Below are 22363 nucleotides of genomic sequence, written 5' to 3' on the forward strand. Positions count from 1 at the left end.
TATAGCACATCGAAGATCGCAGAATGTCGTGCGTGGAGAAGAGAAACACATAAATTACCTGACAGTTCAGGCTCGTTCAGGTGGTATAGGGATGCCCTTCCATGAGATCGAACTCGTGAAGCGGGCTGAAGAGGAGGCCTTCGCCCGCATCGCCAGGGCGCGGGAGGAGGCCGGCGTCAGGCTGGAGCGGGGGCGCGAACGGGCGGCGGCGGCAGCGGCAGCAGAGCGCCGCCACGCCGAGGCCGAGGCCGTCGCCCTCGTCGCTGCCGCCAGGGCCGGGGCCGCGGAGGAGGCCGGGCGGATCAGGGCCGGGGCGGAGCAGGAGGCGACGAGGATCCAGAGGGCGGCGGCCGGACGCCTCGACGACGCCGTCGCCTTCCTGGTGCGGGAGGTGACCGGCGGTGTTGAGACCGGCACGGATGCGTAGGCTGACCGTCGGGGTGCACACGGAGGCGTACGAGTCGTGCATCGCCGCCCTCCAGGAGGCCGGGGCCGTCGAACTGGAGGCGGCCGGCGATGTGGAGGGACTGCAGGGGCTCATCAGTCCCCGCCCGCGGTCTGAGCGGATACCGGCGATCGCCACCGAGCGGGCGCGCCTTGAGCGGTGCATCGAGGCCCTTGAATCTATCCTCCCGGAAACAAACCCGATCAGAGAGATCTTCTTTCCAACGACGCCATCGCGGGTGCCGGTCGCAGTGCGCGGTGCGGACGCCGTCCTTGCAGACGCCGGACGGCTGCACGGGGTGATCGAGAGGGTGCTCGCCCTGAAGACAGAAGACGGGGCGATCGCCGGGAGACTCGAACGCATCGGTGAAGAGGAGGAGATGCTCGGATACCTCCTCCCCTTCGGGATCGACCTCGCATGGCTCGGCTCCTCCCCCTTCCTCGAGGTCAGGGCCGGGACGATCCCGGCCGGCGAGTGCCGGGAGATCGAGGCGCACCTTGCCGGGCATATGCCGGATCTTGCCGCGTGGTTCTGCCTCTGCGGGATCGGCGAAAACCCCGCCGTCGTCCTCACGACCGCCCATCCGACGGCGGCGGCGCAGGTCGACGCCGTCCTCAGGAAACTCGCCTTCAGGGAATTTGCCCCGGGGATAAAGGAGGGGGCGCCCGAAGAGGGGCTGGCCAGGCTTGCAGGGGAACGCACGGCGCTTCTCCGGAAGCGGGAGGAGATCGTCGCCAGCCTCACGGAGATCGCCGCCGGGCACCTCCCGGCCCTGCGGGCCCTTGCCGAAGAACTCGCCTTTCTCAGGGAGCGGGAGGAGGCCGCCAGGCTCATGGGCGGCACCGCCGGTATGACCGTGCTCCACGGGTGGGTCAGGGAGGACGGTGCCGACGGCGTCGCATCGGTCTGCGAACGGGCGACGGACGGGCTTGCCTTCTGCATCTTCGGCCCGCCCGGCGAGGATGCGCCGGTCGCCTTCGACCATCCCGGCTGGCTCGCACCCTTCGGCTTTCTCACCGCCACCTTCGGGACGCCGGCATACGGCAGCGTCGATCCCACCCTCTTCCTCGCCCCGGTGCTCGTGCTCACCTTCGGGATCATGCTCGGCGACGCCGGCTACGGCATCCTCCTCGCCCTTCTCGCCGCCCTGGTCCTGAGAGGGGCCGGACGGACGCCGGGGACGGTGCGGGACCTCGCCCTCGTCCTCTTCGCCTGCGGGATCTCCGGGACGATCTTCGGCGTCCTGATGGGCGGGTTCTTCGGCGATCTCCTCCCCCGCCTCTTCGGGATACAGGCACCCTTCGCCGTCATTGAGCCGCTGAAAGACCCGATCGCCATCCTCCTCCTCGCCCTTGCGATCGGGATCGCCCACCTCAACCTCGGGCTGGCAATCGCCGCCCGCGAACACCTGCGCACCGGAGACCTGCGGGCGATGGTCCTCTCGGAGGGAGTCTGGTTCGTCATCCAGCCCTGCGCCGCCGTGATCCTCCTGACCTTCTTCGGGTGGGGCGCCTTTCCCGAACCCGCCGTCACCCTTGCATGGGCCGGGGCCGGGCTCGGCATCGCCGGGGTGATGATCGGCGAGGGGCCGCTCGGGTTCTTCTCGCTCACCGGCTTTCTCGGGGACTGGCTCAGTTACGCCCGCATCCTGGCCCTCGCCCTCGCCACCGGCGGGATCGCCATGATGATCAATATCCTCGCCGGGATGATCGCCGCCGTCCACCCGGCCCTCGTCGTCCTCGCCGTCGTCTTCGCCGTGGCCGGGCATGCGGGCAACCTGGTGCTCCAGGCCCTCGGGGGGTTTATCCATGCCCTCAGGCTCCAGTACGTCGAGTTCTTCGGGAGGTTCTTCCGGAGCGGCGGCCGGCCCTTCAGGCCGTTTGCAGCCAGGCGGACCTTCACCGAGGTCACGGGAGGGGATGAGTGATGGGGGTCGATGCCGGGCTCGTCCTCGCCGTCATCGGGGCCGGGCTTGCCGTGGGGCTTGCCGCCATCGGCTCCGGGATCGGCGTCGGGATCGCCGGGGCGACCGGGGCAGGCGTGATCGCCGTCAGGCCGGAGAAGTTTGGAAAAGCGATCGTCTTCCAGGCGGTGCCGCAGACGCAGGGGATGTACGGCCTCCTCGTCGCCGTGCTCATCCTCCTCTCCACGGGGGTGATCGGCGGCGGGACTGAGGGCGTCCCCCTCCCCCTCGGGCTGGCGGCCCTGGGCGCCGGTCTGGCCGCGGGGATCGCCGGGCTCTCGGCGATCGGGCAGGGAATCGCCGCATCGGCCGGGATCGCAGCCACCGCCGAGCGCGACGAGGCGATGGGGAAGAGCCTGATCTTTGCGGTGATCCCGGAGACACAGGCAATCTACGGGCTTCTCGTCGCCATCCTGATCATGGCGTTCACCGGACTCCTGACCGGATCGCCGGTGGCCACCGAGGCGACCGGGCTCGCGGCGATCGGCTGCGGGCTTGCCGTGGGGATCGCAGGTCTTTCGGCGATCGGACAGGGGATCGCCGCCGCCGCGGGATCGGCAGCGGCGGCCGAGCACGAGGAGAGTTTTGGAAAAGGGCTCGTGTTTGCAGTGATCCCGGAGACGCAGGCGATATACGGGCTTCTCGTCGCCATCCTGATCATGGCGTTCACCGGCATGATCGCCGGCGATCCGGTCGGCGACATTGCGATCGGTTTCGCGGCGATCGGGTGCGGGTTTGCCGTGGGGCTCGCCGGCATATCGGCGATCGGGCAGGGGATCGCCGCCGCCGCGGGATCGGCGGCCAGCGCCGAGCACGAGGGGTCCTTCGGGAAAGGGCTCGTATTCTCGGTTATCCCTGAGACGCAGGCGATCTACGGCCTCCTCGTCGCCATCCTGATCATGGCGTTCACCGGCATGATCACGCGGGACCTCACCGCCACCCTTGCTGCGGGCTTCGCCTCGATCGCCTGCGGTTTCGCCGTCGGTTTTGCAGGGATCTCGGCGATCGGGCAGGGGATCGCCGCATCGGCCGGGATCGCAGCCACCGCCGAAAAGGAGGAGATGTTCGGGAAGGGGCTTGTCTTCACCGTCATCCCCGAGACGCAGGCGATCTATGGCCTCCTCGTCGCCATCCTGATCATGGCGTTCACCGGCATGATCACGCGGGACGTCACCGCCACGGCGGCCGCCGGGCTTGCCGCCATCGGCTCGGGTTTCGCCGTCGGGCTCGCCGGGCTCTCGGCGATCGGGCAGGGTATGACCGCAGCCTCCGGGATCGGGGCGACTGCGCAGCGTGAAGGGGCGATGGGGCCGAGCCTGATCTTTGCCGTGATGGCCGAGACCTTCGCCATCTTCGGGCTGCTGGTGGCGATCCTGATCATGTTCGGGATCGGGCTCTTCGGGGGCTGAACAGGAATGGGCGTGGACGAGATCATCGAACGTATCGGCGCCGACGCCGCCGCGGAGGCGGAGGCGATCCGCAGGGAGGCCGAAGCCGGGGAAGAGCAGATCCTCAGGGACGGGCGGGCGGCATCTGAGAGAGAGGCCGCAGAGATCATGGCCGAAGGAAGGCGTGAGGCGGCCAGACAGCGACGAAAGGCGATCGCACAGGCGCGCCTCTCGGCCCGCGCCCGCCTCAGGGCGTGCAGGGAGGCGGGCCTCGACCGCGCCTTCGAGGAGGCCGAACGGCGGATCGCCGCCCTCAAAGACTCAGACGAGTACCCGGCCGTCCTCAGGAGGCTCATCCTCGAAGGGCGCGAGGTCGTGGGCGGCGGCCCCATCACCGTCCTCTGCCGTGAAGAGGAGAGGGGGGCCGTCGTCGTCGCCTGCAGCCGGATCGAAGGGGTCACCATCGCACCGCTCAAGGACGACGGCCCGGGCGGCGGCGTTGTCGTGCTTGCCGGACGGTCCAGGTGCGACCAGCGTTTTTCTTCCAGGATCGCACGGATGCGGGAGGGCCTGACCGGAAGGACCGCTGCAATCCTCTTCGGGGAGGAGCGTCATGACCGCCCTTGAGGAGATCGCCGTCGCCGTCCTCTCCGGGGCCGACGGGAAGGCCATGCTCGTCGCCGGGCTCTCCATCGCCGTCATGGTGGCGGTGATCCTGGCGGCGTCGGCCGGATATTTCAGGATGATCCTGAACATCGCTCTCTTTGCCCAGCCCGACGCACGGGTCCGGGCGATCGGCAACCCCATGATCGGCAGGGAAGGGGTGAGGGAGGCGCTGGAGGCCGGAAATCTCCACGACCTCTTCGAACGGTTTGCCGCCCTCGGGCACCGGATGCCGGCCGGTGCGGGTCTCGACGGCCAGGAGGCGGACCGGCTCGTCAGGGTGCACCACTACGAGGCCGTCATGCGCCTGATCGAGAGCGTGCCCGACGGGGTCAGACATTTCTTCGTGGCATACGCGGCGATGATCGGCACCGGGGAGGCGGCGGCGATCGTGGCGGGGAAGGGGCGCGGCCTCTCACCCGCCGCCATCGAAGAGCGTGCCGTCCCTATCGGGGCCCTCACGCCCGAGCGCGTGAGAAAGGCGGCGCATGCCGGGAGCGAGGAGGAGGCGATCAGGAGGATGGCGAAGGCGCCGTTCGGCCCCGCCCTCGCCCGCGCCCATGCCGCCGCCGCAGGAGACACCGCCGCATTTTCGGCACTTTCTCTCGCCGCCGCCCTCACCGAGATGGGCGTGGCCGCACGCGGGGTGGACATCTCTCTCTCCCCGCCGGTGGTGGAGACCGCCGGCAGAATGGTCGACGCCGCCAATCTCCGCGCCCTCGTGCGGGCCAGGGCATCCGGCACCGGGCGAGAAGCGGCGGCACGCCACCTGATCAGACAGGGCGGCTTCGAAATCACCGGGGAGCGGCTGCTCCATGCCGAACGGGCGGGAAACCTCGCCGACCTGGTCGCCGCCGTCGAGGGGACGCGCTACCACCGGTATCTCGCCGCCCTTCCCGGGGCGGTGCAGGAAGGCGACGCCGCCGCACTGGAGACGGCCCTCGACCGGTGCATCCTGGACGCCGCCCGGGGGATCGCCAGCCAGTACCACCTGGAGAGCGGCCCCCTGCTCCGCCACCTCGTCGCACTCGGCTACGAGGCGCGGAATATGAGAGCGATCGCCGTCGGCGTGGCGGCCGGGGCGCCGACCGAAGAGATCGAACGGGTGCTCATCGTGGAGGAGACAGAGGCATGAGGATTACAGCAATCGGAGACCGCTCCATGGCACTGGCATGCAGGGCCGGCGGGATCGCCCGGGCGGTCGCCTGCGCCGATGCAGAGGAGGCCGAACACGCACTGACAGGAGCGCTCGCAGAGAAAGATATCGGCGTGATCCTTGTGCTCGACCGATACCTCGCCGCCATCCCGGGGCCGCAGATCCCCGGGGTCTACCCGGTGGTGATCGGGGTTCCCGGGCCTTCGGGCCCGGTGCACGGGGAGGACACCGTCGCCAGAGCGGTGAGGAGAGTGGCAGGCAGGGGTCTACCCGGGGTGAGCGGGTGACCGGGCGGATCGTCAGGATCACGGGCCCGGTGATCGAGGCCGACGGGATGCGGGGCGGACGGATGTACGAGGTGGTCAGGGCGGGAAACGCCGCCCTTATCGGGGAGATCATCGGGCTTTCCGAGGACGTCGCAACGATCCAGGTCTACGAGGACACCACCGGGATCGCACCCGGAGAACCGGTCGAGCGGACCGGCGCCTCTCTCTCGGTCGAACTCGGCCCCGGCCTGCTCGGCAGGGTCTATGACGGCATCCAGCGCCCCCTTCAGGTGATAAGGGACGAGATGGGCGATTTCATCATCAGGGGGGCCTCCCTGCCCGCACTGGACAGAACGCGGCGGCACGAATTCACCCCGCAGGCACAGGCCGGAGGGACGGCGACGCCGGGCACCCGGATCGGGACGGTCCCAGAGGGGCGGTTCGCCCATGCCGTCCTGGTGCCCCCGGGGGTCGAGGGGCGGTTTCTCAGGATCGCACCGCCCGGCGCCTACACCATCGACGAGGGGATCGCATGCGTCAGGACCGCAGGAGGCGAAGAGGTGACCCTTTCCATGCTCCAGCACTGGCCGGTGCGGGTGGCGCGGCCGATCCGGGAGAAGCTCCCCCCCACAGAGCCCCTGATCACCGGGCAGCGGGTGATCGACTCGTTCTTCCCGATGGCCAAAGGAGGGGCGGCCGCGGTGCCCGGACCCTTTGGAGCCGGAAAGACCGTTGTCCAGCACCAGCTCGCCAAATGGTCTGATGCCGACATCATCGTCTATGTGGGCTGCGGGGAGCGGGGGAACGAACTCGCGGACGTGCTGCGCCAGTTCCCGGCCCTCGAAGACCCCAGGACCGGCGAGCCCCTGATGGGGCGGACGGTGCTCATCGGAAACACCTCGAACATGCCGGTGGCCGCCCGCGAGGCCTCGGTGTACACCGGGATCACCATCGCCGAGTACTACCGGGACATGGGCTACGACGTCGCCCTGATGGCCGACTCCACCTCCCGCTGGGCCGAGGCGATGCGGGAGATCTCAGGGCGCCTCGAGGAGATGCCGGGGGAACACGGTTATCCGGCCTATCTGGCCTCCAGGCTTGCGGAGTTCTACGAGCGGGCCGGAAGGGTGCGGCCCCTCGGCTCCGCAGAGACGACCGGATCGATCTCGGTGATCGGGGCGGTCTCGCCGCCGGGCGGCGATTTTTCAGAGCCGGTCACCCAGAACACCCTCAGGATCGTCAAGGTCTTCTGGGCCCTCGACGCCGATCTCGCCCACGAACGGCATTTCCCGGCGGTGAACTGGCTTCTGTCCTATTCCCTCTACCTCGACGCCGTCCGGGAGTGGTGGGAGGAGCACGGCGGGCCTGACTGGGAGCGGGTGAGAGCCGACCTGATGGCGATCCTCCAGAAAGAGAGCGAACTCGAGGAGATCGTCCATCTCGTCGGCCCGGACGTCCTGCCCGAGGAGGACAAACTCACCCTCCTCGTCGCCGGGATCGTCAGGGAGTCGTTTTTGATCCAGTACGCCTTCGACCCGGTCGACACCTACTGCCCGCCGCAGAAGCAGTACCTGATGATGAGACTGATCATGGATTATGCGGCGGCAGGACGGGCGGCGGTGGGGAGGGGCGCCTCAGCCGCAGAGGTGGCGGCGCTGGCCGTGACCGGCATGCTCTCCCGCCTGGGTTCGGTCCCGGCCGCCGATTTCCCGGCGTTCTTCGGCGAGGTGGAGCGGCACATCGAGGAGGAGTTCGGCAGGGGTGGGAGACCATGACCTCGCCGGCACGGGAGTACACCTCCGTCACCACGGTCGCCGGGCCCCTGATGGCCGTCTCGGGCGTGGGTGACGCCGCCTACGGCGAGGTGGTGGAGATCCGCCTCCCTGATGGGGAACGGCGCCTGGGGCAGGTGCTCGAAAGCCGCCTGGACCTCGCCGTCGTGCAGGTCTTCGGGGGGACGCGGGACCTGGACACCGAGGCGACCTCGGTCAGGTTCACCGGCGAACCCCTGCGCATGGCCGTCTCGCCCGAGATCCTCGGGCGGGTCTTCGACGGCGCCGGAAGGCCGGCGGACGGCGGCGGCGCCGTCATCCCTGAGGAGGTGCGGGAGATATCGGGCGCCTCCATCAACCCCACGGCGCGCGCTTTCCCGCAGGACTGCATCGAGACCGGGATCTCGGCGATCGACGGGATGAACACCCTGGTGCGGGGGCAGAAACTCCCGATCTTCTCGGGCGCCGGTCTCCCCCACTCCCGCCTCGCCGCCCAGATCGCCAGGCAGGCGCGGGTGCTCGGCGATGCCGAGGAGTTTGCGATCGTCTTCGGGGCGATGGGGATCACGAGCGAGGAGTCCAGGTTCTTCCTGGAGGCGTTCGAGGAGACCGGGGCCCTGGAGCACGCCGTGATCTTCGCCAACCTCGCCGACGATCCCGCCATCGAGCGGATCGTCACCCCGCGCTGCGCCCTGACGGCGGCCGAATACCTCGCCTTCTCGGAGGGGATGCACGTCCTCGTGATCCTCCAGGACATCACGGCCTACTGCGAGGCGCTGCGGGAGGTCTCGGCGGCCAGGGAAGAGGTGCCGGCCCGGCGGGGATACCCCGGCTACATGTACACCGACCTCGCCTCGATCTTCGAGCGGGCAGGGCGGATCAAGGGAAAGAAGGGCTCCATCACCCAGCTCCCGATCATCTCCATGCCGGACGACGACATCACCCACCCGGTGCCCGACCTCACCGGCTACATCACCGAGGGGCAGATCGTCCTCTCGCGCGACCTCCACCGGAAGAGCGTGTACCCGCCGATCGACGTCCTTCCAAGCCTGTCCCGCCTGATGCCCGGCGGCATCGGAAAGGAGAAGACGCGCGAGGACCACGGCGCCGTTTCCGACCAGATGTATGCGGCGTATGCACGGGGCAGGCGGCTCGAAAGCCTGGTGGCGGTGATCGGGGAGGAGGGGCTCACGCCAACAGACCGCCTCTACCTCGACTTCGCCGCACGCTTCGAGCGGGAATTCGTCGGGCAGGGGGCGGCGGCCGGGCGGACGATCACCGAAACCCTGGACCTTGCATGGGGTCTGCTCTCCCGGTTCCCGGACGACGAACTCAAACGGATCGACCCGGCCCTGATCGCCGCCCATGCGCGGAGGGAGAAGACGTGAGCCGGCGGATCATACCGGGGACCCGCCCCACCCGGATCGAACTGCTGAAGATCAGGAAGCGGATCGTCGTCGCAGAGAAAGGGCACGAACTCCTCCAGGAGAAACTCGACGCCATGGTGCTGGAGTTTTTCCGGCTGCAGGAGGAGCGGGAGAGACTGAGGACAGCCGCAGAAACAGCATTTGCAGACGCGTACCGGCCGCTTCTCCGGGCAGAGATGACCATGGGGGCCAGAGACCTCGAAGACGCCCTCGCCCTCACCGCCTCCATCGGCGAGATTGCGATGGAGCGGCGGACGGTGATGGGCACGGCGGTGCCGGCGATCCCTCTCCCTGAGCGCCTGCGCACGGCCGAAGAGCCGGGTTATCCCCTTGCTGCGCCGGGCGCCTCCCTGGACGAGGCCTGCCGCCGCTGCGAGGAGGCGGTCAGGGCTGCCCTGGTCTGCGCCGAAGCAGAAGGGGCGATGGCCCGGCTTGCAGACCAGATCGTCACGGTCAGGAGGAGGACGAACGCCCTCGCCTATATGCTCATCCCATCGCTCCGCGATACGGCCGCCTATATCGAGGACTACCTGGAGGAGATGGAGCGGGAGGACCTCTACCGGCGGAAACATACCAAATCCCTCCGCAGGGAGGAGACGAAGGCATGAGCGGGGAGGACCTCTCGCGCATCTTCCTGCTGGTCCAGGCCGCCGGGGCGATCGCCCTGATCGCGGGAGCGATCGTCCTCCTTTTCGTCTGGATCTTCGGGATCCAGGGGTGAAGGGCGACCATCCCCTTCTCTTATCACCTTTACCGTCCCATACATACCGATGGACGGCATCATCCCGGCCCTGATCATCGGGTTTGTCATCGGCCTCTCCGGAGCCCTGGCCCCGGGCCCGACCCTGGTGGCGACGATCAGGGGCTCGCTCGATCACGGGTGGACGGCCGGCCCGCGCCTCGCCGCGGGTCATGCGGCCGTCGAGGCGGTCCTCGCTCTCGCGATCGTCGCCGGGCTTGCCGCCGCGGCCGATAGCGTGGCCGTGCCGGTCGCCGTCGTCGGAGGAGCGGCCCTGATCCTCTTCGGCGGGCTCACGGTGCGGGAGAGCCGGACCGCCGTGCTCGACGCCCCCGTAGAAGCGGCATCGGGAAGCCCCTTCCTTGCCGGGGTCGTCACGAGCGCCGCAAACCCGTATTTCTGGCTCTGGTGGCTCTCGGTGGGGAGCGGGCTGTTGCTGGAGGGGCTGGCGGCCGGAGCGGCGGTCGCCGTCGCCTTCATGATCGGCCACTGGGCCTCGGACTTCGGGTGGTTCGGGCTGGTCGCCGCCGGGACGGCGGGCGGAAAGACCGTCCTCTCGGTCAGGCAGTACCGCCTCGTCCTTGCCGCATGCGGGGTGTTCCTGATCTTCTTCGGGGCCTCGTACCTCTGGCGGGCCCTTCCGGCGTGATCACCGCTCCGCGGCCTTCATCGCGGTCGGGTCGTCGTATATCCTTCCCTTTCCCCGGATCTCACCTTTTTTCGCCCGCGGGCTCAGGCGGTCGAGGGCGATCGCCGCCGGGTCGGCGCCCGAGATCAGGGCCAGCTCTGCACGCACCTCCTCCCGCGACGGGATGGCGCCTGAGAAGCGGGCGACGAACTCCAGATCGATCCTCCTGCATGCCTCGTTGCGCTCGTAGCGCGGGAACTCGATGTCCATGCTCTCCTCTCGGCGGGAGTGGGGAAGAGCGTTGGGGCGAGAGGCAGAGGAGAAAAAAGAGATCTGATTATCCGGCAACGGCCGGGAGGATCGAGACCTGGTCCACGCCCCGCACCGAGGTCCCTGCAGCCGAAGGGTACTGGACGCCGCCGGTCCAGTAGTAGACCCATGCCTCCTCCGCGAGGCAGGTCCGCATGTTCTCGTTCCCGAAGGTGTGGTCCGGGGCGAGGTAAAAGAGCCGCGGGCCGTCGTTGTAGGCCGGGGCGTAACCCTCCCGCGCACTCCACCAGGAGAGGACCGCCTCGCCCTGCTCGGGCCGCGGGGCATAGATGTTCTCGTAGCGCAGTTCGGTGGCGTAACCGTCTGAGGCGGAGAGCAGCACCCGGTCGCCGGGGTTCATTCCGCCTACGAGGTCGCAGAGATCCCGGATCGCCGTTCCGAGCACGGCGTCCTCGACCTTCGCCGGGTTCTTATCCTCTGCGGGGTTCCAGAGGTCGTCTCTGTCGAAGGTCGGGCCCTGGATGCGGTAGGGCACGGTCTCGTTCCCGAGCACCGGGAGGTTCGCCTCCATCCAGACGGTGTCCACCGTCGTCTCGTTCAGGACGGTCTGCCCGTCGGGCGCATACCGCCTGACGGCGATCGCCGGGGCGGCCGGGGGCCGGTCGTAGCCGGAGAGGGAGAGGGAGACGATCCCTTCAACGGTGCGCTCACCCATCCCCGGTCCGACGAGGACGAAGGGTCCGGCAGGACCGTCGAGGAGAGGAGCGCCGTCCTCCATGTACGCGATCAGGTAATCGTTGTTCCGGACGAGAACGGTGCTGTTCAGCGTATAGTCGGCGCCGTCCCTCCCGGTGAAGGTGACGTTATACCCGGTCGACGCAAGGCTCGAACTGAGCATCGGGTGGTGCGGGGACTCGCGACCGTCGACGCAGCCGATGAAGAACCAGACCGGGACGCCGCTCCAGAGGGATCCGTCAGGATCGGTATAACTCCGGCCGTGGCAGAGAAGGGCCGCACGGTAGATCTCAGGGGTGACCGCGTACTCAGAGAGACCCGAGAGGGCAAGCGATCCGCTTGCAGGTGCGCTCTCCTTCCCTTCCTCCAGGTGCAGAACGGTGCGGATCACCGCCGAGGCCTCATCGGGGCCGCAGCCTTCGGGCCCGTAGAAAAATACCACCCGGTCGCCATCGGCGGCGCAACGGGTGAGCACCCCGTCTTCAGCCGAACTGAGGAGGACGGGCGCCCCGTTCACGGTGCAGTTCCACACCGTCCCGTTCGCTTCGCAAAATCCGCCGACCCCCTCCACCACCTGCGAGTGGAGGCGCGGGTTCCAGTCCCGGTCAGAAACCGTGCAGGAAAGACCTTCCTTCTCGCAGACCGCCATTAAGATACCATAGAGGCTGCTGTTGTCCACCGTGTACTGGACGTTCGATCCTGCAGCGGTGAATACGGTCGTCCCGCTGCTGATGTTCACGGAGCCCTCATAGAGCACCGCAGGGCCGGAGAGTCCGCCGGCCCCCGCGAGGGCGAGCACGGCGGCGAGCGCACCGACGAGTGCGAGAACCGCCGCAGCGGATATGATAACAACCGTTTTTCTATCCAAAGAGATCACCACACGCCCCGGATACCAGGCCGGGGCCGTTCAGGAGCAAATTAAGATATCATTGACACGGCCAGAAAATAAAAGATATCGCACATACTATCGCGGCGCAAGGAGGCGGGCGGCCCGTGCCACCCCTTTGAGCCCGCACTGGAGGAAGACGATCCCGAGCACGGCCTCGACCAGGGTGCCCTTCACGTGATCGCAATCGCCCTTCTCCACCGGCGGGTCGAAATGGACGCGGTGCTCGTACAGCCCCCAGCGGTCGCAGAGCCGCGCCATATTCACATTGCTCTCGTAGGCCTTCCGGCGCTCTGAGAGCAGCCCGGCATCGGCGAGGCGCGGGCTCCAGATCTGGGGCAGGACCCCGATCTTCAGGGCCGCATCCCCGATCCAGGCGAGGGTCTCAGCCGCTTCAGGGAGGCGGGCCATCTCTGCGAGCGCAGTCGGGGAGAGGGCGCATCTGCCGTCCCTGAAATGGGCGTTGATCTCGGAGAAGAGGTTTTTCGTGGAGGGCTGGAAGAGGGCGAGGAGGAAGATCTCGTCGTTCTCGATGGAAAAGCCGAGGTCGCGCTCGACGGCGGGCATGACCACCAACCGGACCGAACCGATCTGCCGCAGGATCTCCTCCACCGAGGAGAGCCAGCGTGCGGTCAGGGCCTGCTCTCTCCCATCGGGGAGGGCGGCCGCCTTCCGGGCGAGCCCGTCCCTGAGGGCGGCGAGGTTCTCTTCGACACCGACCCGGTGCCAGCGGAGCGTCTGGTGCATACGCCTTCTTCTGGACGGAAAGGGCATATCTCTTCCCATTCGCCCTCCAGGGAAGTGCCGGGCAAAATTATTTTATAGTACATGCACAATAAAAATCTGCCTCGGGGGGGATCGTGACCGGACAGATGCTGCCAGGGTGCGATCAGCCCGACGGTCGAAACGGCTGAAGACCGAACGGGCGAAAACGAGAGCGCATCAGGGGGCCGAACAGACACCCGCTGAAGATAGGGCCGCAAAGACCAGAGCCACAGATCTTCTCCGGCAAAAGAGATGTGGCGGCAGAGAAGGCCTTTGGACGGCGCCGGCCTATCTTCACAGGGTTCGATGCCATGAGGGCCCGGTTCCGGGGCCGAAACGGCTGAAGGCCAGGGGACAGAGAGGGCGTATCACGGGGCCGAACAGAATACCGGGGACCGCCCCGGGGCACGTTTTTCAACCGGGATCTTTCGGCTCTTCGCGAAATTTCTCTGCGGGGAGCCATTGACACCTCAGCCCGACGCCCCCGGCCGGATCTTTCATCCAGGAGGGGTGAGAGCATCGGATCGGGATCAGGTCTCGATGGCAGCCCTTCGGAATCCCGGCGGGAGGAAGGAAAGCGGTTTCTTTCAGGCTCCCCGACGCGACCTATCGACCGGTTGAATTTCCTGCACGATTTTTCGCGAGAGATAGCCGGCATAAATATCGGGGCAGATAAAAATCCCTGTCAATCTACCGTTTTCTTCCATGACCGAGAGAGACTCCCGGCGGTCGGCCATCAAGAGCAATTTCATCGACGGTCCGGTATGTTCTCCCTCTTCATGACAAAAGAGGGACGACTCGATGTCGCTTGCCATCGTGCCGGTCACCGCCATTGCCGTAACATACGGCAATATCTTCTTTGCCTTCGGATGTGTGGTGTTCGTGCTCGCTCTGCCGTATCTTCTCGCGATCGTAAAGGAAAAGTACACCCTGCCTGAAGTAGCTCCAGGCAGCTCGAAACAGGAAACCTGATGCCCGATGAAAGACTTTTTGAGGGGATCTCACTCCCCTTATATCAGTCAACACAAACGATGTGAGACCGTAAGAGCCCGTTCCGGTTCATGGGGACGGACGCATCAAGAACATCAACAGTATGAATCGATAGTTATGACGACCAGAGATCATCTTTCCGGCATGATTATCATCGATCGTAGCCGGTGTTGTTATTGTGGAACCTGTGTAGCGACCTGTCCGAACTCAAATCTGGAATTAATCGATGCATGTCTCACGATGAACGCTGATTGCAAAAGGTGTGGGATATGTGCGAATATCTGTCCGGTCGGGGCATTGGAGGTAGTACATGAACACCGGTTATGACGTGCTGGTAATCGGCGGTGGGCCCGGCGGTGCGATCGCTGCACGAACGGCTGCCGAACAGGGACTTCGAACCTGTTTAATCGAAAAAAGACCGGCTATCGGAACGCCGGTCCGGTGCGCAGAAGGAATTTGTAAACATGAGTTGTCAGAGTTCATCGAGCCCGATTATAAATGGATATCAGCAGAAATTTCACAGGCGGGGATCGTCTCACCAGATCAGACAATGATGGTTCTCGATTCATCGATAGCCGGCAGTAAAGTGGGGTATGTCCTTGAGAGAAAAATTTTCGACCGGGCTCTTGTTAACCAGGCCGCTGCTGCAGGTGCTGACATATTCGTTAAAACCAGTGCAAAAGCTCCCATTATCACCGATGGCGTGATCAGGGGGGCCAGGATCGATGGAGGTGTCTCTCACATTCAGGCAGACGTCGTTATTGCTGCCGATGGGGTAGAGTCGCAATTCGCCAGACGGTGTGGAATCGACACTTCTGTTAAACCCGGCGATATGATGAGTTGCGCACAATATCTGCTCTCAAATATCGATATCAATCCTGCAATGAACGTATTCCACTTTGGAAACACGATCGCTCCGGGCGGATATATCTGGATCTTTCCAAAAGGTGAACGGTCAGCAAATGTCGGGGTCGGGATAGCAGGTTCTAAAAGCGGAGAGCATCATCGAGCAAAGGACTACCTTGACGCATTCGTTAAAGAAAAATTTCCAGACGGCAAAACTCTTGAACTGATTGCCGGAGGAATCCCGGTCTCCCGACCACTTGCAACAACCGTGAGCGATGGCCTGATGATCGTCGGTGATGCCGCCCGGGTCGCAGATCCCCTGACCGGAGGAGGGATCTATAATTCCATGTTTACCGGAAGGCTGGCAGGGGAAACGGCAGTCGAGTGTATTGCGAAAGGGGATTGCAGCAAGAACGCTCTTTCATCGTATGATAAAAAATGGAGAGTGTCTCCAATGGGGCAAGGATTAAACCTGAACTACAAAATCAAGGAATTTTTATACGCTCTTTCTGACGAAAAATTGAATAAACTGATGCAATCGGCGACGCGGTTAAATCTTAAAGAATTTAGCGTGCTTAATATCGTAAAGGAACTGGCTCTCAACAATCCCGGATTGCTCTGGGATATGAGGGAAATTATCCCGGAACTTTATCATCCGCCCCACCATGAGAAATCGGGGATCTCATAAAGGTCCTGACACCCGTCTTCGGACACGCACATATCCTTTTTTTTCGGCTTTTGTAGAAATCATCACGTTTCCGGATGGGAGCGTGATTCATTCGCTTTCCCCCATCTTCGCGCCGGGGGTTCTTACCCACGGACCCCCGCGTGCGGTTGTCCTGGATAGGGGAGGAGAGTCCGAGCGGCGCATCTGTCGATGAAAAATGATGGACGGACATCCCAGCGAGGTTTGCCCATCCCTGCCCCAATCGCAACCGGCGGGGGGACCGGGGGCAGCAGGCCCCCCGGCAGAGGCGTACCCTGATATCCCATACGGTCACACAACGCCCACACCGCGCCGGGTGGTTGGACCCCGGACCCCTGCATGCGATTGCCCTGGATATGCAGGAGCAGGGAGGTCAGATTATCTACCGGAAAAAATCCTGATGGCCTGGCTGGCGTATTTTTCCCGTTCCCGCCCCAACCGCAGTTTCGCGGGGCACTGATCCCGCATCTGCTCCCTGAAACTGCCGGGCGAATGGCTTTGTCCAGACCATCTCGTCGCCTGGTTCCACGATAAAGGGAAGATCTATCACACCCTCACCAAAGCACCTTCAAGCGATATCGATCGTTGTTGGAGGGGAGCTTTTCAACAAAGCCCTTTTTTCGGCTTTGTGGTAAACCCCCGGTCGATCCGGAGGGGGGAACCGGGCCCCGGAAGATCCTCCCCTCCCGGGTTTGTCGGTCTGGAGAATCGCACCTGCGTCATACTCCCGACTCATGCCTGATTCTCCAGGGCCATTTTTTCTCACTCGTGGATCATCACGAGCAGCATCTTGAAGGGCACCCGGGCAAACAGGGCGTGCGGAATTGTTGCCGGCATGACGATCATCTCGCCGGCGGCGAGGGTGTACGGGCGGCCCCCGACGGTGATCTCCGCCTCGCCCTCCAGGACCTGGACCACCGCATCGTAGGGCGCCGTGTGCTCAGAAAGGCCCTCCCCGGCATCGAACGCAAAGGCCGTGATCGTCCCTGCCTTTTTCGTGACGAGGGCGCGGGAGACGACCGCCCCGTCCTGATAGGCCACGAGCGCCCGCGGATCGATCACCGACCCGGCGAACGCATTTTTCTTCCCTTCCATACTCAGCCTCTTCCCGGCGTGCGGATAATGCTTCCCCCCCCGAAAAAAAGAGGCCCGAAGCCTCCTTCCTCTTCAGATCCCGAGCCCATTCCTCTTTTCCTCGATATGGGCGAGGACGCCCTCCGCGGCGGCCGCCGGATCGGTTTCTAAGGCGAGCACGCCGCCGGTGATCCCCTTTAAGTCCTGCGTGAGCAGGCGGACCAGGGACGGGGCGCCGGTCACCGTCGGCACCGGGTTCACGTAGGTGTACAGCCCGTATGCCAGGGCGAAGATGGCATCGATCGTCGCCTTCTGCTCCATGTACTCGGGCGCCACGGCGGCGACCGGGAGGTCGGGGACGGCCACGCCGCCGAGCGCCTCGCCGACGGCGGCGATGAGGTCGGCAAGCCTGCCGGTGTCGGTGCAGGTGCCGAACGAGAGGACCGGCGGGACGCCGACGGCGGCGCAGACCTTCTTCAGCCCGGGCCCGGCCTTTGCGGCGGCGTCGAGGGTGCACAGCCCGGCCACCTGCATCGCCGCATTCCCGCAGCCGAGCGAGAGCACCAGGATGTCCCGTTTGATCAGCTCCTCTGCAACGGCGACCGAGTGGACGTCCTGCCCTGAGTCCCGCAGGGTCGTGCACGAGACAAGCCCGGCCACGCCCCTGATCGATCCCTCCTTTATCGCATCAAGCAGGGGGCCCAGGCTCCCCCCGAGCGCCGCCGTGATGCTCTCAGGGGAGAACCCGACCACCGCCTTCCCCACCGGCAGCCCGGCGATCGGGGTGACCCGCTCCCGGCGCTCCCTGAAGTTCGCGATGCCCATCTCCAGGAGGGCGACCGCCTGCTCCCTCGCAGATCCCGGGTCGTAGTCCATCCGGTCGGCGACGCCCTCGAAGGCGACGAGGTCTGAGACCGGGACGATCTTGAACCCGAACCTCTCTGCATACACCGGGTCGAGCGGGAGCGAGCAGTTCATATCGGCCACGAAGACGTCGACGGCACCGGTGGCGAGCACGGCCTCCTGCATGATCCAGTTGCCGGTGTAACCCCAGAAGACCTCGTCCATCTCCAGGCGCTGGACCATCTCCTGCCCGGTCTCGATGTTCGCGATCACCCTGATCCCCTTCGCCCCTGCTTCACGGGCCCGCTCCTGCCATTCGGGGTTCCGGGCCAGGTCCACCAGCGCGAACCCGAGGAAGGGCTCGTGGCCGTTGGGGAGGATGTTCACGTAGTCGGGGTCCAGGACGCCGAGGTCGACACGCATCCAGTGGGGCCTGGGCGTCCCGAAGAGGACGTCCTGCAGGCTTTCAAGCACCAGCTGGCTCTGGTAGGCCATCGCGATCGAAAGACGCATCGCCTTTTTCGCCAGGCTCACAAAATACCCGTCCACGTTGGTGAGAGACGACCCGGTGGCGAGCATCATCTCGCCGTAGATCCCGCCGGGAAAGATCCCGAGATTGCGCCAGACCTTCTTCCGCTCTGCCGGGGCGAGGAGATCGACGATCAGGCTCTCTTCATGGGACTTTCTGGCGAAGTCCTCCTCCAGGAATGCGCAGAGGTCCAGGGCCAGTTCGTCGGCGGGAACGGCGGTGTCGAGACCGAGGCGGGCGGCAAAATGTTTCAATTTCGCCAGATCGGCGATCCTGAAGGGCGAGGCGCCGAGGGCCGTCTCCCGCAGGGTGCGGACCGTCTGCTCGCAGTGATAGTGGTAGGTGGCCGAACCCATCACGTTGCGCAACAGCATCATCCGCATCGCCATCCCGTCGGCCGAGATCCCGCAGACGCCGCGTTTGTCCTTCTCCGCATCGGCCCGGCAGGGGCCGTTCGAGCAGAAGTCGCACCGCACTCCCCCCATGCAGAAGCGGCAGCGCTGGTCGGGATCGGTGCCGAGGCCCTGCGCCTCGTACCGGTCCCAGACATTGGAGAGCCCCATCTCGTGGAGCTGCCTGTACACCCTCTTTACCGATTCATGGTGTGATATCCGTATATCTTCCATGCCATTCACCCCGGAGCGGGATACCGGCGACGGCCAGACCCCTCCGGCATCAGCCTCACGGCAGGAGAAGATAAATCTGTCGTCCCCACAATAGTGACATATGGACCAGATCGTCCGGGACCTTGTCGCCCTCGGCATGAAGGAGTACGAAGCAAAGGTGTACGCGGCCCTCGTCGGGATCGGGGAGGGGAACGCCCGTGAGATCCACATCGCAAGCGGCGTCCCCCGCCCCCGCGTCTACGACATCCTGGAGGGGCTTGCCGGGAGGGGTTTTGTCGAGGTGCGGCAGGGCTCCCCCCTCCGCTACCGCCCGGAAGAGCCCGGCGTCGTGACGGCGAAACTCAGGGGGGCGCTCGAAGGAGCGGCCGACCGGGCGCTTGCCGGCCTCGACGAGTTGCGCCTTGAGGCGAGGCCGACGCCCGCCCCGATCTGGTACCTCGACGGGGAGTGGAGCATCCGCCGCCATCTCGAATCCCTCGTCCACGGCGACTACGCCGCCCTCACGGTCATCTGCATGCTCAGGTCAGGGCCCGGCGAGTACGCCGCCCTCCTGTCTGAGGCGGCCGGGCGGCATACCGTCGACGTGGTCGTCCCCGAAGGAGCGGCGCAGGCGTGCCCCGAAGGCGTCAGGGTCACGGTTGCCGGGGAGTTCTGCCCCTTTTTCCAGGAGAAGATCTACGGGAAGGTCTTTTCGCGCCCGATCGATCACGAGGGCTCGGTCTTCTCCCTCGAGTACATCTTCATGGCCGACGACGAGGAATCGCTGATCGTCTATACCGAGAACGGGAGGCGCAAAGGCGTGATCATCACCCTCCCGTTCATCACCTGCGTCCAGCACCAGCTCGCACGGAAGATGATCGCCGGCGGCCGTGATGCCGCCGCAGCCCCGGGCCAGAAGATATACACGGGAGAAGAGAGAGTTCACACGTAGGTGAGAGAAATGGATGCCAGAACTGTCGGCGAACTGCCGAAGGAGAAAAACCCGCACGGCGTGGACGTCAGGAAACTTTACGACACGGAGAACGCCGTGATCGTCCACATCACCCTGCAGCCCGGCGAAGGGCTCAAACGGCACATAACCCCGGTGGACGTCGCCTTTTACGTCCTCGAAGGGCGGGGCGTCGTCGAGATCGGGGAGGAGCGGCAGGAGTGCGGCCCCGATACCCTCATCGAGAGCCCGGCCCGCATCCCGCACCGCTGGACAAACGAGAGCGACGCCCCCTTCAGGGTGCTCGTGATCAAGGTGCCGCGGCCGACCGAGTCGACGCGGCTGCTGTGACCGGGTCCCACCGGCAAAATCTGCCCGGACGGCACCACGTATTTATAGGGGCGCGGTCAATCAGGCACACTGGTGAGATAGATGACAGGCGATGAGATGATCAGGGCAACAGCGGAGGAGCTCCGCAACTTCATCAGCGCAAAGGCGATCATCGGCGACCCCCTCGACCTCGGGGACAAGGTGATCTTCTCGATAGCAACCTTCGGCTTCGGCTTCGGTGCCGCATCAGGGCGCGGGAAGGCAGAAGAGGGCGAGGGCGGCGGTGAGGGCGGCGGCGCAGGCGGCGGGGTCACGCCGATCGCCCTCCTGGTCGTCCACAAAGACGTCAAAGGGCCCGAAGGCGTGCAGATCTACTCCATGACCAAAAAAGGGCAGCTCTCCGAGATCATCGAGACCATCGGGGAGACGCTGCCGTCCGTGGTGGAGCGGGTCGGCGGCAAGGTGCTCGAGATGAGGAAGGCCTGCACCGAAGAGGGGGAGAAGACGCCGGAAGAGCCCGAGAAATAACCGGAGATCATGGGCGGCGGCGACCTCCCGGTACTCCTTTTTTTCCTCGCACTCCTAGCCCTGCCTCTGTACGCCCTGCTCCTCGTCCCGTTCGAGATCCGTTTTTCGGGGGGGTATGAAGCCGGGGAGGTGCGGGGGTTCTGCGCCTTCTGCTGGGCGGTCGTCTCCTTGAGATTATTATGGACGGAGGGCGCTCCCTGTGCGGAGGTCGCCCTCGGCAGGAGCGTGCTCTTCTCCACGCCCCTCGGCGGTGAGGAAGAGGAAGAAGAGATCGAAGAGAAGACCGGGGAAGAGAAACCCGCCGCCGGGCCCGGGGCCAGGGAGGTGCTCGCCGCCGCCAGGGCCGTGCTCCCGGGAGCCCTCAACCTGCTGGGATATACCCTTGCACGCTGCCGGATCGCCTGCGGGCGGATCCGGTTCAGGGCCGGGCTGGACAACGCCGCCGATACCGGGATACTCTTCGGGATCGTCCAGGCGATAAACGGCGTCCTGGCACCGACACCCTTCCGGGTCGATATGACACCGCTCTTCGACGGCGGCGAGGCCGCCGGGCGGGCCGAAGGACGGGTGCTGATCGAGCGCCCCCTCACGATCCTGATTGCGGCGGCGCTCTTTGCGGTCTCGGCACCGGTGCGGACCGCCGTATGGCCATTGATCCGGGGTGAAGCATGAGGGAGGAGACGGTCGTCGAAGCGGGCGGGGCGCGGGTCGCGGCCGGGCGGGCGATCGTCCCGATCGTGAGGACGCAGACGATCGTCGCCGGACCGGGACTGTTTCTCACGGCCGAGCCGATCGGCCTCGTGATCGCCGGCGAGGGCTGGGCGTACCTGCTCTCCGCTGAGGGTGCGGAGATCCCGGGCGACATCGTCGCCGGGGCGGCCGTGAGGGCACGGGAGGCCCTTTCGAGCCCGTCTCCCGGCCCCCAGGAGTGAGAGACGATTTTTTTCTCGTGAACTACCCCGGCACCTGTCCGGGCCTGATAGTTCACCGTTCTTCTTTTTTCCACCAGATATGGGCAAAGCGGGAACGGCCCCGCATGACCGGGCCCTCCTCCCCGAATTCAAGCCAGCCCTCAAGGGCGTGTGCAAGGACCTGCCGTTGCCGCTCGTCCACCGCCGAGAACCGCGGCGCATAATACGAGAGGGCGTCCTCCAGACGCGAAAAGCGCCGCTCTTCGGTGAAGGCGTGCAGCGTGATCTCAGGACGGCGCCCCATCCCCCGAAGGAGGCAAAAGACCACCCCGGCCTTCGGCACCGGCCTGTACCGGGCGCCGTGGAGGGCCGGCCAGAGGGCCATATACTGCCGCTCCCATGCCGGCGTCCCCACATGCCAGAAGATATGCACCGATCCCGCGGCGACCCCTTCCATCTTTTCCAGGGCGGCGGCGAGATCGGGCATCGCAAGCGAGAAGGAGGAGACGACCACGTCGTACGGGGGATCGAGGTCCAGGCCGGGATCCTCCCACCGCCCCTCCACGACCCTGATATTTTCAAGCCCCGCCTCGGCCGCCCGCTCCCGGAGCACCGCCGCCATCCCCGCGGCCGGTTCGACGGCATCGACCCGCCGCACCAGCCGCGCCATCGGGAGGGTGAGAGTGCCGGGCCCAGCGCCGATATCGAGCACCGCGTGTTCCGGCCCGAGGGGGAGGGCGGCCAGAGACTGCTCCACCCGGTCGCCCTCTCCGACGCCCCGGTCATAGCGGCGGGCGGTCTCTTTCTCCTTCCAGAGTACGCCGCCGCTCACGAAGCCCGGGCTCGACCGGTGCGCCGCCAGCCGCACCCGCCACACCCTGTTCCAGTCGATCCCGGCATCCATGAGAGAACAATCGTCCCGGAGGCAGAAAAAACCGACCGTGCCTGC

General features: G+C 65.7%; 25 protein-coding genes. 18 read left to right on the forward strand and 7 right to left on the reverse strand.

Annotation, left to right across the window (positions count from 1 at the left end):
* Positions 1-91 precede the first annotated feature (91 nt).
* The 10 genes from METLI_RS00355 to METLI_RS00400 all read left to right on the forward strand — a co-directional run bounded on the left by METLI_RS00355 (position 92) and on the right by METLI_RS00400 (position 10468).
* Complete coding sequence (locus METLI_RS00355; RefSeq protein ID WP_004037049.1) at positions 92-427, forward strand: hypothetical protein; 336 nt, start codon at positions 92-94, stop codon at positions 425-427.
* Positions 420-2372, forward strand: coding sequence for a V-type ATP synthase subunit I (locus METLI_RS00360; RefSeq protein ID WP_004037050.1), 1953 nt, complete (start codon positions 420-422; stop codon positions 2370-2372). Before METLI_RS00355 ends, METLI_RS00360 begins: the two co-directional genes overlap by 8 nt.
* Positions 2372-3817: an ATP synthase subunit C gene (locus METLI_RS00365; protein ID WP_004037051.1), complete on the forward strand. Its 1446-nt coding sequence runs from the start codon at positions 2372-2374 to the stop codon at positions 3815-3817. The genes METLI_RS00360 and METLI_RS00365 overlap by 1 nt, the downstream gene beginning before the upstream one ends.
* Before the next feature lie 12 nt (positions 3818-3829).
* Positions 3830-4423 (forward strand): V-type ATP synthase subunit E, encoded by a 594-nt coding sequence (locus tag METLI_RS00370; RefSeq protein WP_169313793.1) that lies wholly within the window; start codon positions 3830-3832, stop codon positions 4421-4423.
* Positions 4410-5594, forward strand: a complete 1185-nt coding sequence (locus METLI_RS00375; RefSeq protein WP_004037053.1) for a V0D/AC39 family V-type ATPase subunit — start codon at positions 4410-4412, stop codon at positions 5592-5594. Before METLI_RS00370 ends, METLI_RS00375 begins: the two co-directional genes overlap by 14 nt.
* Positions 5591-5902, forward strand: coding sequence for a V-type ATP synthase subunit F (locus METLI_RS00380; protein WP_004037054.1), 312 nt, complete (start codon positions 5591-5593; stop codon positions 5900-5902). The genes METLI_RS00375 and METLI_RS00380 overlap by 4 nt, the downstream gene beginning before the upstream one ends.
* Positions 5899-7656 carry a V-type ATP synthase subunit A gene (locus METLI_RS00385; protein ID WP_004037055.1) on the forward strand — a complete coding sequence of 586 codons (1758 nt, stop codon included), beginning with the start codon at positions 5899-5901 and terminating at the stop codon, positions 7654-7656. The genes METLI_RS00380 and METLI_RS00385 overlap by 4 nt, the downstream gene beginning before the upstream one ends.
* Entirely contained in the window at positions 7653-9041 is a 1389-nt protein-coding gene (locus METLI_RS00390; protein WP_004037056.1) for a V-type ATP synthase subunit B, read from the forward strand. The genes METLI_RS00385 and METLI_RS00390 overlap by 4 nt, the downstream gene beginning before the upstream one ends.
* Positions 9038-9688 carry a V-type ATP synthase subunit D gene (locus METLI_RS00395; RefSeq protein WP_004037057.1) on the forward strand — a complete coding sequence of 217 codons (651 nt, stop codon included), beginning with the start codon at positions 9038-9040 and terminating at the stop codon, positions 9686-9688. The genes METLI_RS00390 and METLI_RS00395 overlap by 4 nt, the downstream gene beginning before the upstream one ends.
* Before the next feature lie 162 nt (positions 9689-9850).
* Complete coding sequence (locus METLI_RS00400) at positions 9851-10468, forward strand: LysE family transporter (protein ID WP_004037059.1); 618 nt, start codon at positions 9851-9853, stop codon at positions 10466-10468.
* On the opposite strand, the gene METLI_RS13295 is transcribed toward METLI_RS00400, so the two are convergent.
* The 4 genes from METLI_RS13295 to METLI_RS12985 all read right to left on the reverse strand — a co-directional run bounded on the left by METLI_RS13295 (position 10469) and on the right by METLI_RS12985 (position 13918).
* Positions 10469-10717, reverse strand: a complete 249-nt coding sequence (locus METLI_RS13295; protein WP_004037060.1) for an eS24 family ribosomal protein — start codon at positions 10715-10717, stop codon at positions 10469-10471.
* 67 nt (positions 10718-10784) lie between these two features.
* Complete coding sequence (locus METLI_RS13300; protein WP_169313794.1) at positions 10785-12320, reverse strand: hypothetical protein; 1536 nt, start codon at positions 12318-12320, stop codon at positions 10785-10787.
* A 96-nt stretch (positions 12321-12416) separates the two neighbouring features.
* Complete coding sequence (locus tag METLI_RS00415; RefSeq protein ID WP_048103551.1) at positions 12417-13085, reverse strand: ribonuclease III domain-containing protein; 669 nt, start codon at positions 13083-13085, stop codon at positions 12417-12419.
* Between the two features lie 605 nt (positions 13086-13690).
* Positions 13691-13918, reverse strand: a complete 228-nt coding sequence (locus tag METLI_RS12985; protein WP_157203171.1) for a hypothetical protein — start codon at positions 13916-13918, stop codon at positions 13691-13693.
* On the opposite strand from METLI_RS12985, the gene METLI_RS12990 reads away from it, so the two are divergent.
* The 3 genes from METLI_RS12990 (at position 13905) to METLI_RS00420 (ending at position 15627) form a co-directional block, all read left to right on the forward strand.
* Positions 13905-14075 carry a hypothetical protein gene (locus METLI_RS12990; RefSeq protein WP_004037064.1) on the forward strand — a complete coding sequence of 57 codons (171 nt, stop codon included), beginning with the start codon at positions 13905-13907 and terminating at the stop codon, positions 14073-14075. The two genes, METLI_RS12985 and METLI_RS12990, sit on opposite strands and share 14 nt — an antisense overlap.
* 162 nt (positions 14076-14237) lie before the next feature.
* Positions 14238-14420: a 4Fe-4S binding protein gene (locus METLI_RS12600; RefSeq protein ID WP_004037065.1), complete on the forward strand. Its 183-nt coding sequence runs from the start codon at positions 14238-14240 to the stop codon at positions 14418-14420.
* Entirely contained in the window at positions 14404-15627 is a 1224-nt protein-coding gene (locus tag METLI_RS00420; protein ID WP_004037066.1) for an NAD(P)/FAD-dependent oxidoreductase, read from the forward strand. Before METLI_RS12600 ends, METLI_RS00420 begins: the two co-directional genes overlap by 17 nt.
* A 780-nt stretch (positions 15628-16407) precedes the next feature.
* Here METLI_RS00420 and METLI_RS00425 read toward each other — a convergent pair.
* Together METLI_RS00425 and cooS are read right to left on the reverse strand one after the other, a co-directional pair.
* Complete coding sequence (locus tag METLI_RS00425) at positions 16408-16740, reverse strand: cupin domain-containing protein (protein WP_004037067.1); 333 nt, start codon at positions 16738-16740, stop codon at positions 16408-16410.
* Between the two features lie 72 nt (positions 16741-16812).
* Positions 16813-18717, reverse strand: a complete 1905-nt coding sequence (gene cooS, locus METLI_RS00430; protein WP_004037068.1) for an anaerobic carbon-monoxide dehydrogenase catalytic subunit — start codon at positions 18715-18717, stop codon at positions 16813-16815.
* Positions 18718-18817: 100 nt separating this feature from the next.
* Here cooS and METLI_RS00435 point away from each other — a divergent pair, with 100 nt between their 5' ends.
* The 5 genes from METLI_RS00435 to METLI_RS00455 all read left to right on the forward strand — a co-directional run bounded on the left by METLI_RS00435 (position 18818) and on the right by METLI_RS00455 (position 21435).
* Entirely contained in the window at positions 18818-19648 is an 831-nt protein-coding gene (locus METLI_RS00435) for a TrmB family transcriptional regulator (protein ID WP_004037069.1), read from the forward strand.
* A 9-nt stretch (positions 19649-19657) separates the two neighbouring features.
* On the forward strand, positions 19658-19996 hold the full coding sequence (locus METLI_RS00440; RefSeq protein WP_004037070.1) for a cupin domain-containing protein: 339 nt from the start codon (positions 19658-19660) through the stop codon (positions 19994-19996).
* 81 nt (positions 19997-20077) lie between these two features.
* Entirely contained in the window at positions 20078-20503 is a 426-nt protein-coding gene (locus METLI_RS00445) for a GerW family sporulation protein (protein ID WP_083838631.1), read from the forward strand.
* Between the two features lie 9 nt (positions 20504-20512).
* Positions 20513-21175 (forward strand): DUF2953 domain-containing protein, encoded by a 663-nt coding sequence (locus tag METLI_RS00450; protein ID WP_004037072.1) that lies wholly within the window; start codon positions 20513-20515, stop codon positions 21173-21175.
* Positions 21172-21435 (forward strand): hypothetical protein, encoded by a 264-nt coding sequence (locus METLI_RS00455; protein WP_004037073.1) that lies wholly within the window; start codon positions 21172-21174, stop codon positions 21433-21435. Before METLI_RS00450 ends, METLI_RS00455 begins: the two co-directional genes overlap by 4 nt.
* A gap of 52 nt (positions 21436-21487) precedes the next feature.
* Here METLI_RS00455 and METLI_RS00460 read toward each other — a convergent pair whose 3' ends face one another.
* Complete coding sequence (locus tag METLI_RS00460; protein ID WP_004037074.1) at positions 21488-22318, reverse strand: class I SAM-dependent methyltransferase; 831 nt, start codon at positions 22316-22318, stop codon at positions 21488-21490.
* Between the last annotated feature and the right edge of the window lie 45 nt (positions 22319-22363).

Origin of the sequence: Methanofollis liminatans DSM 4140 (assembly GCF_000275865.1) — an archaeon.
Lineage (GTDB): Archaea > Halobacteriota > Methanomicrobia > Methanomicrobiales > Methanofollaceae > Methanofollis > Methanofollis liminatans.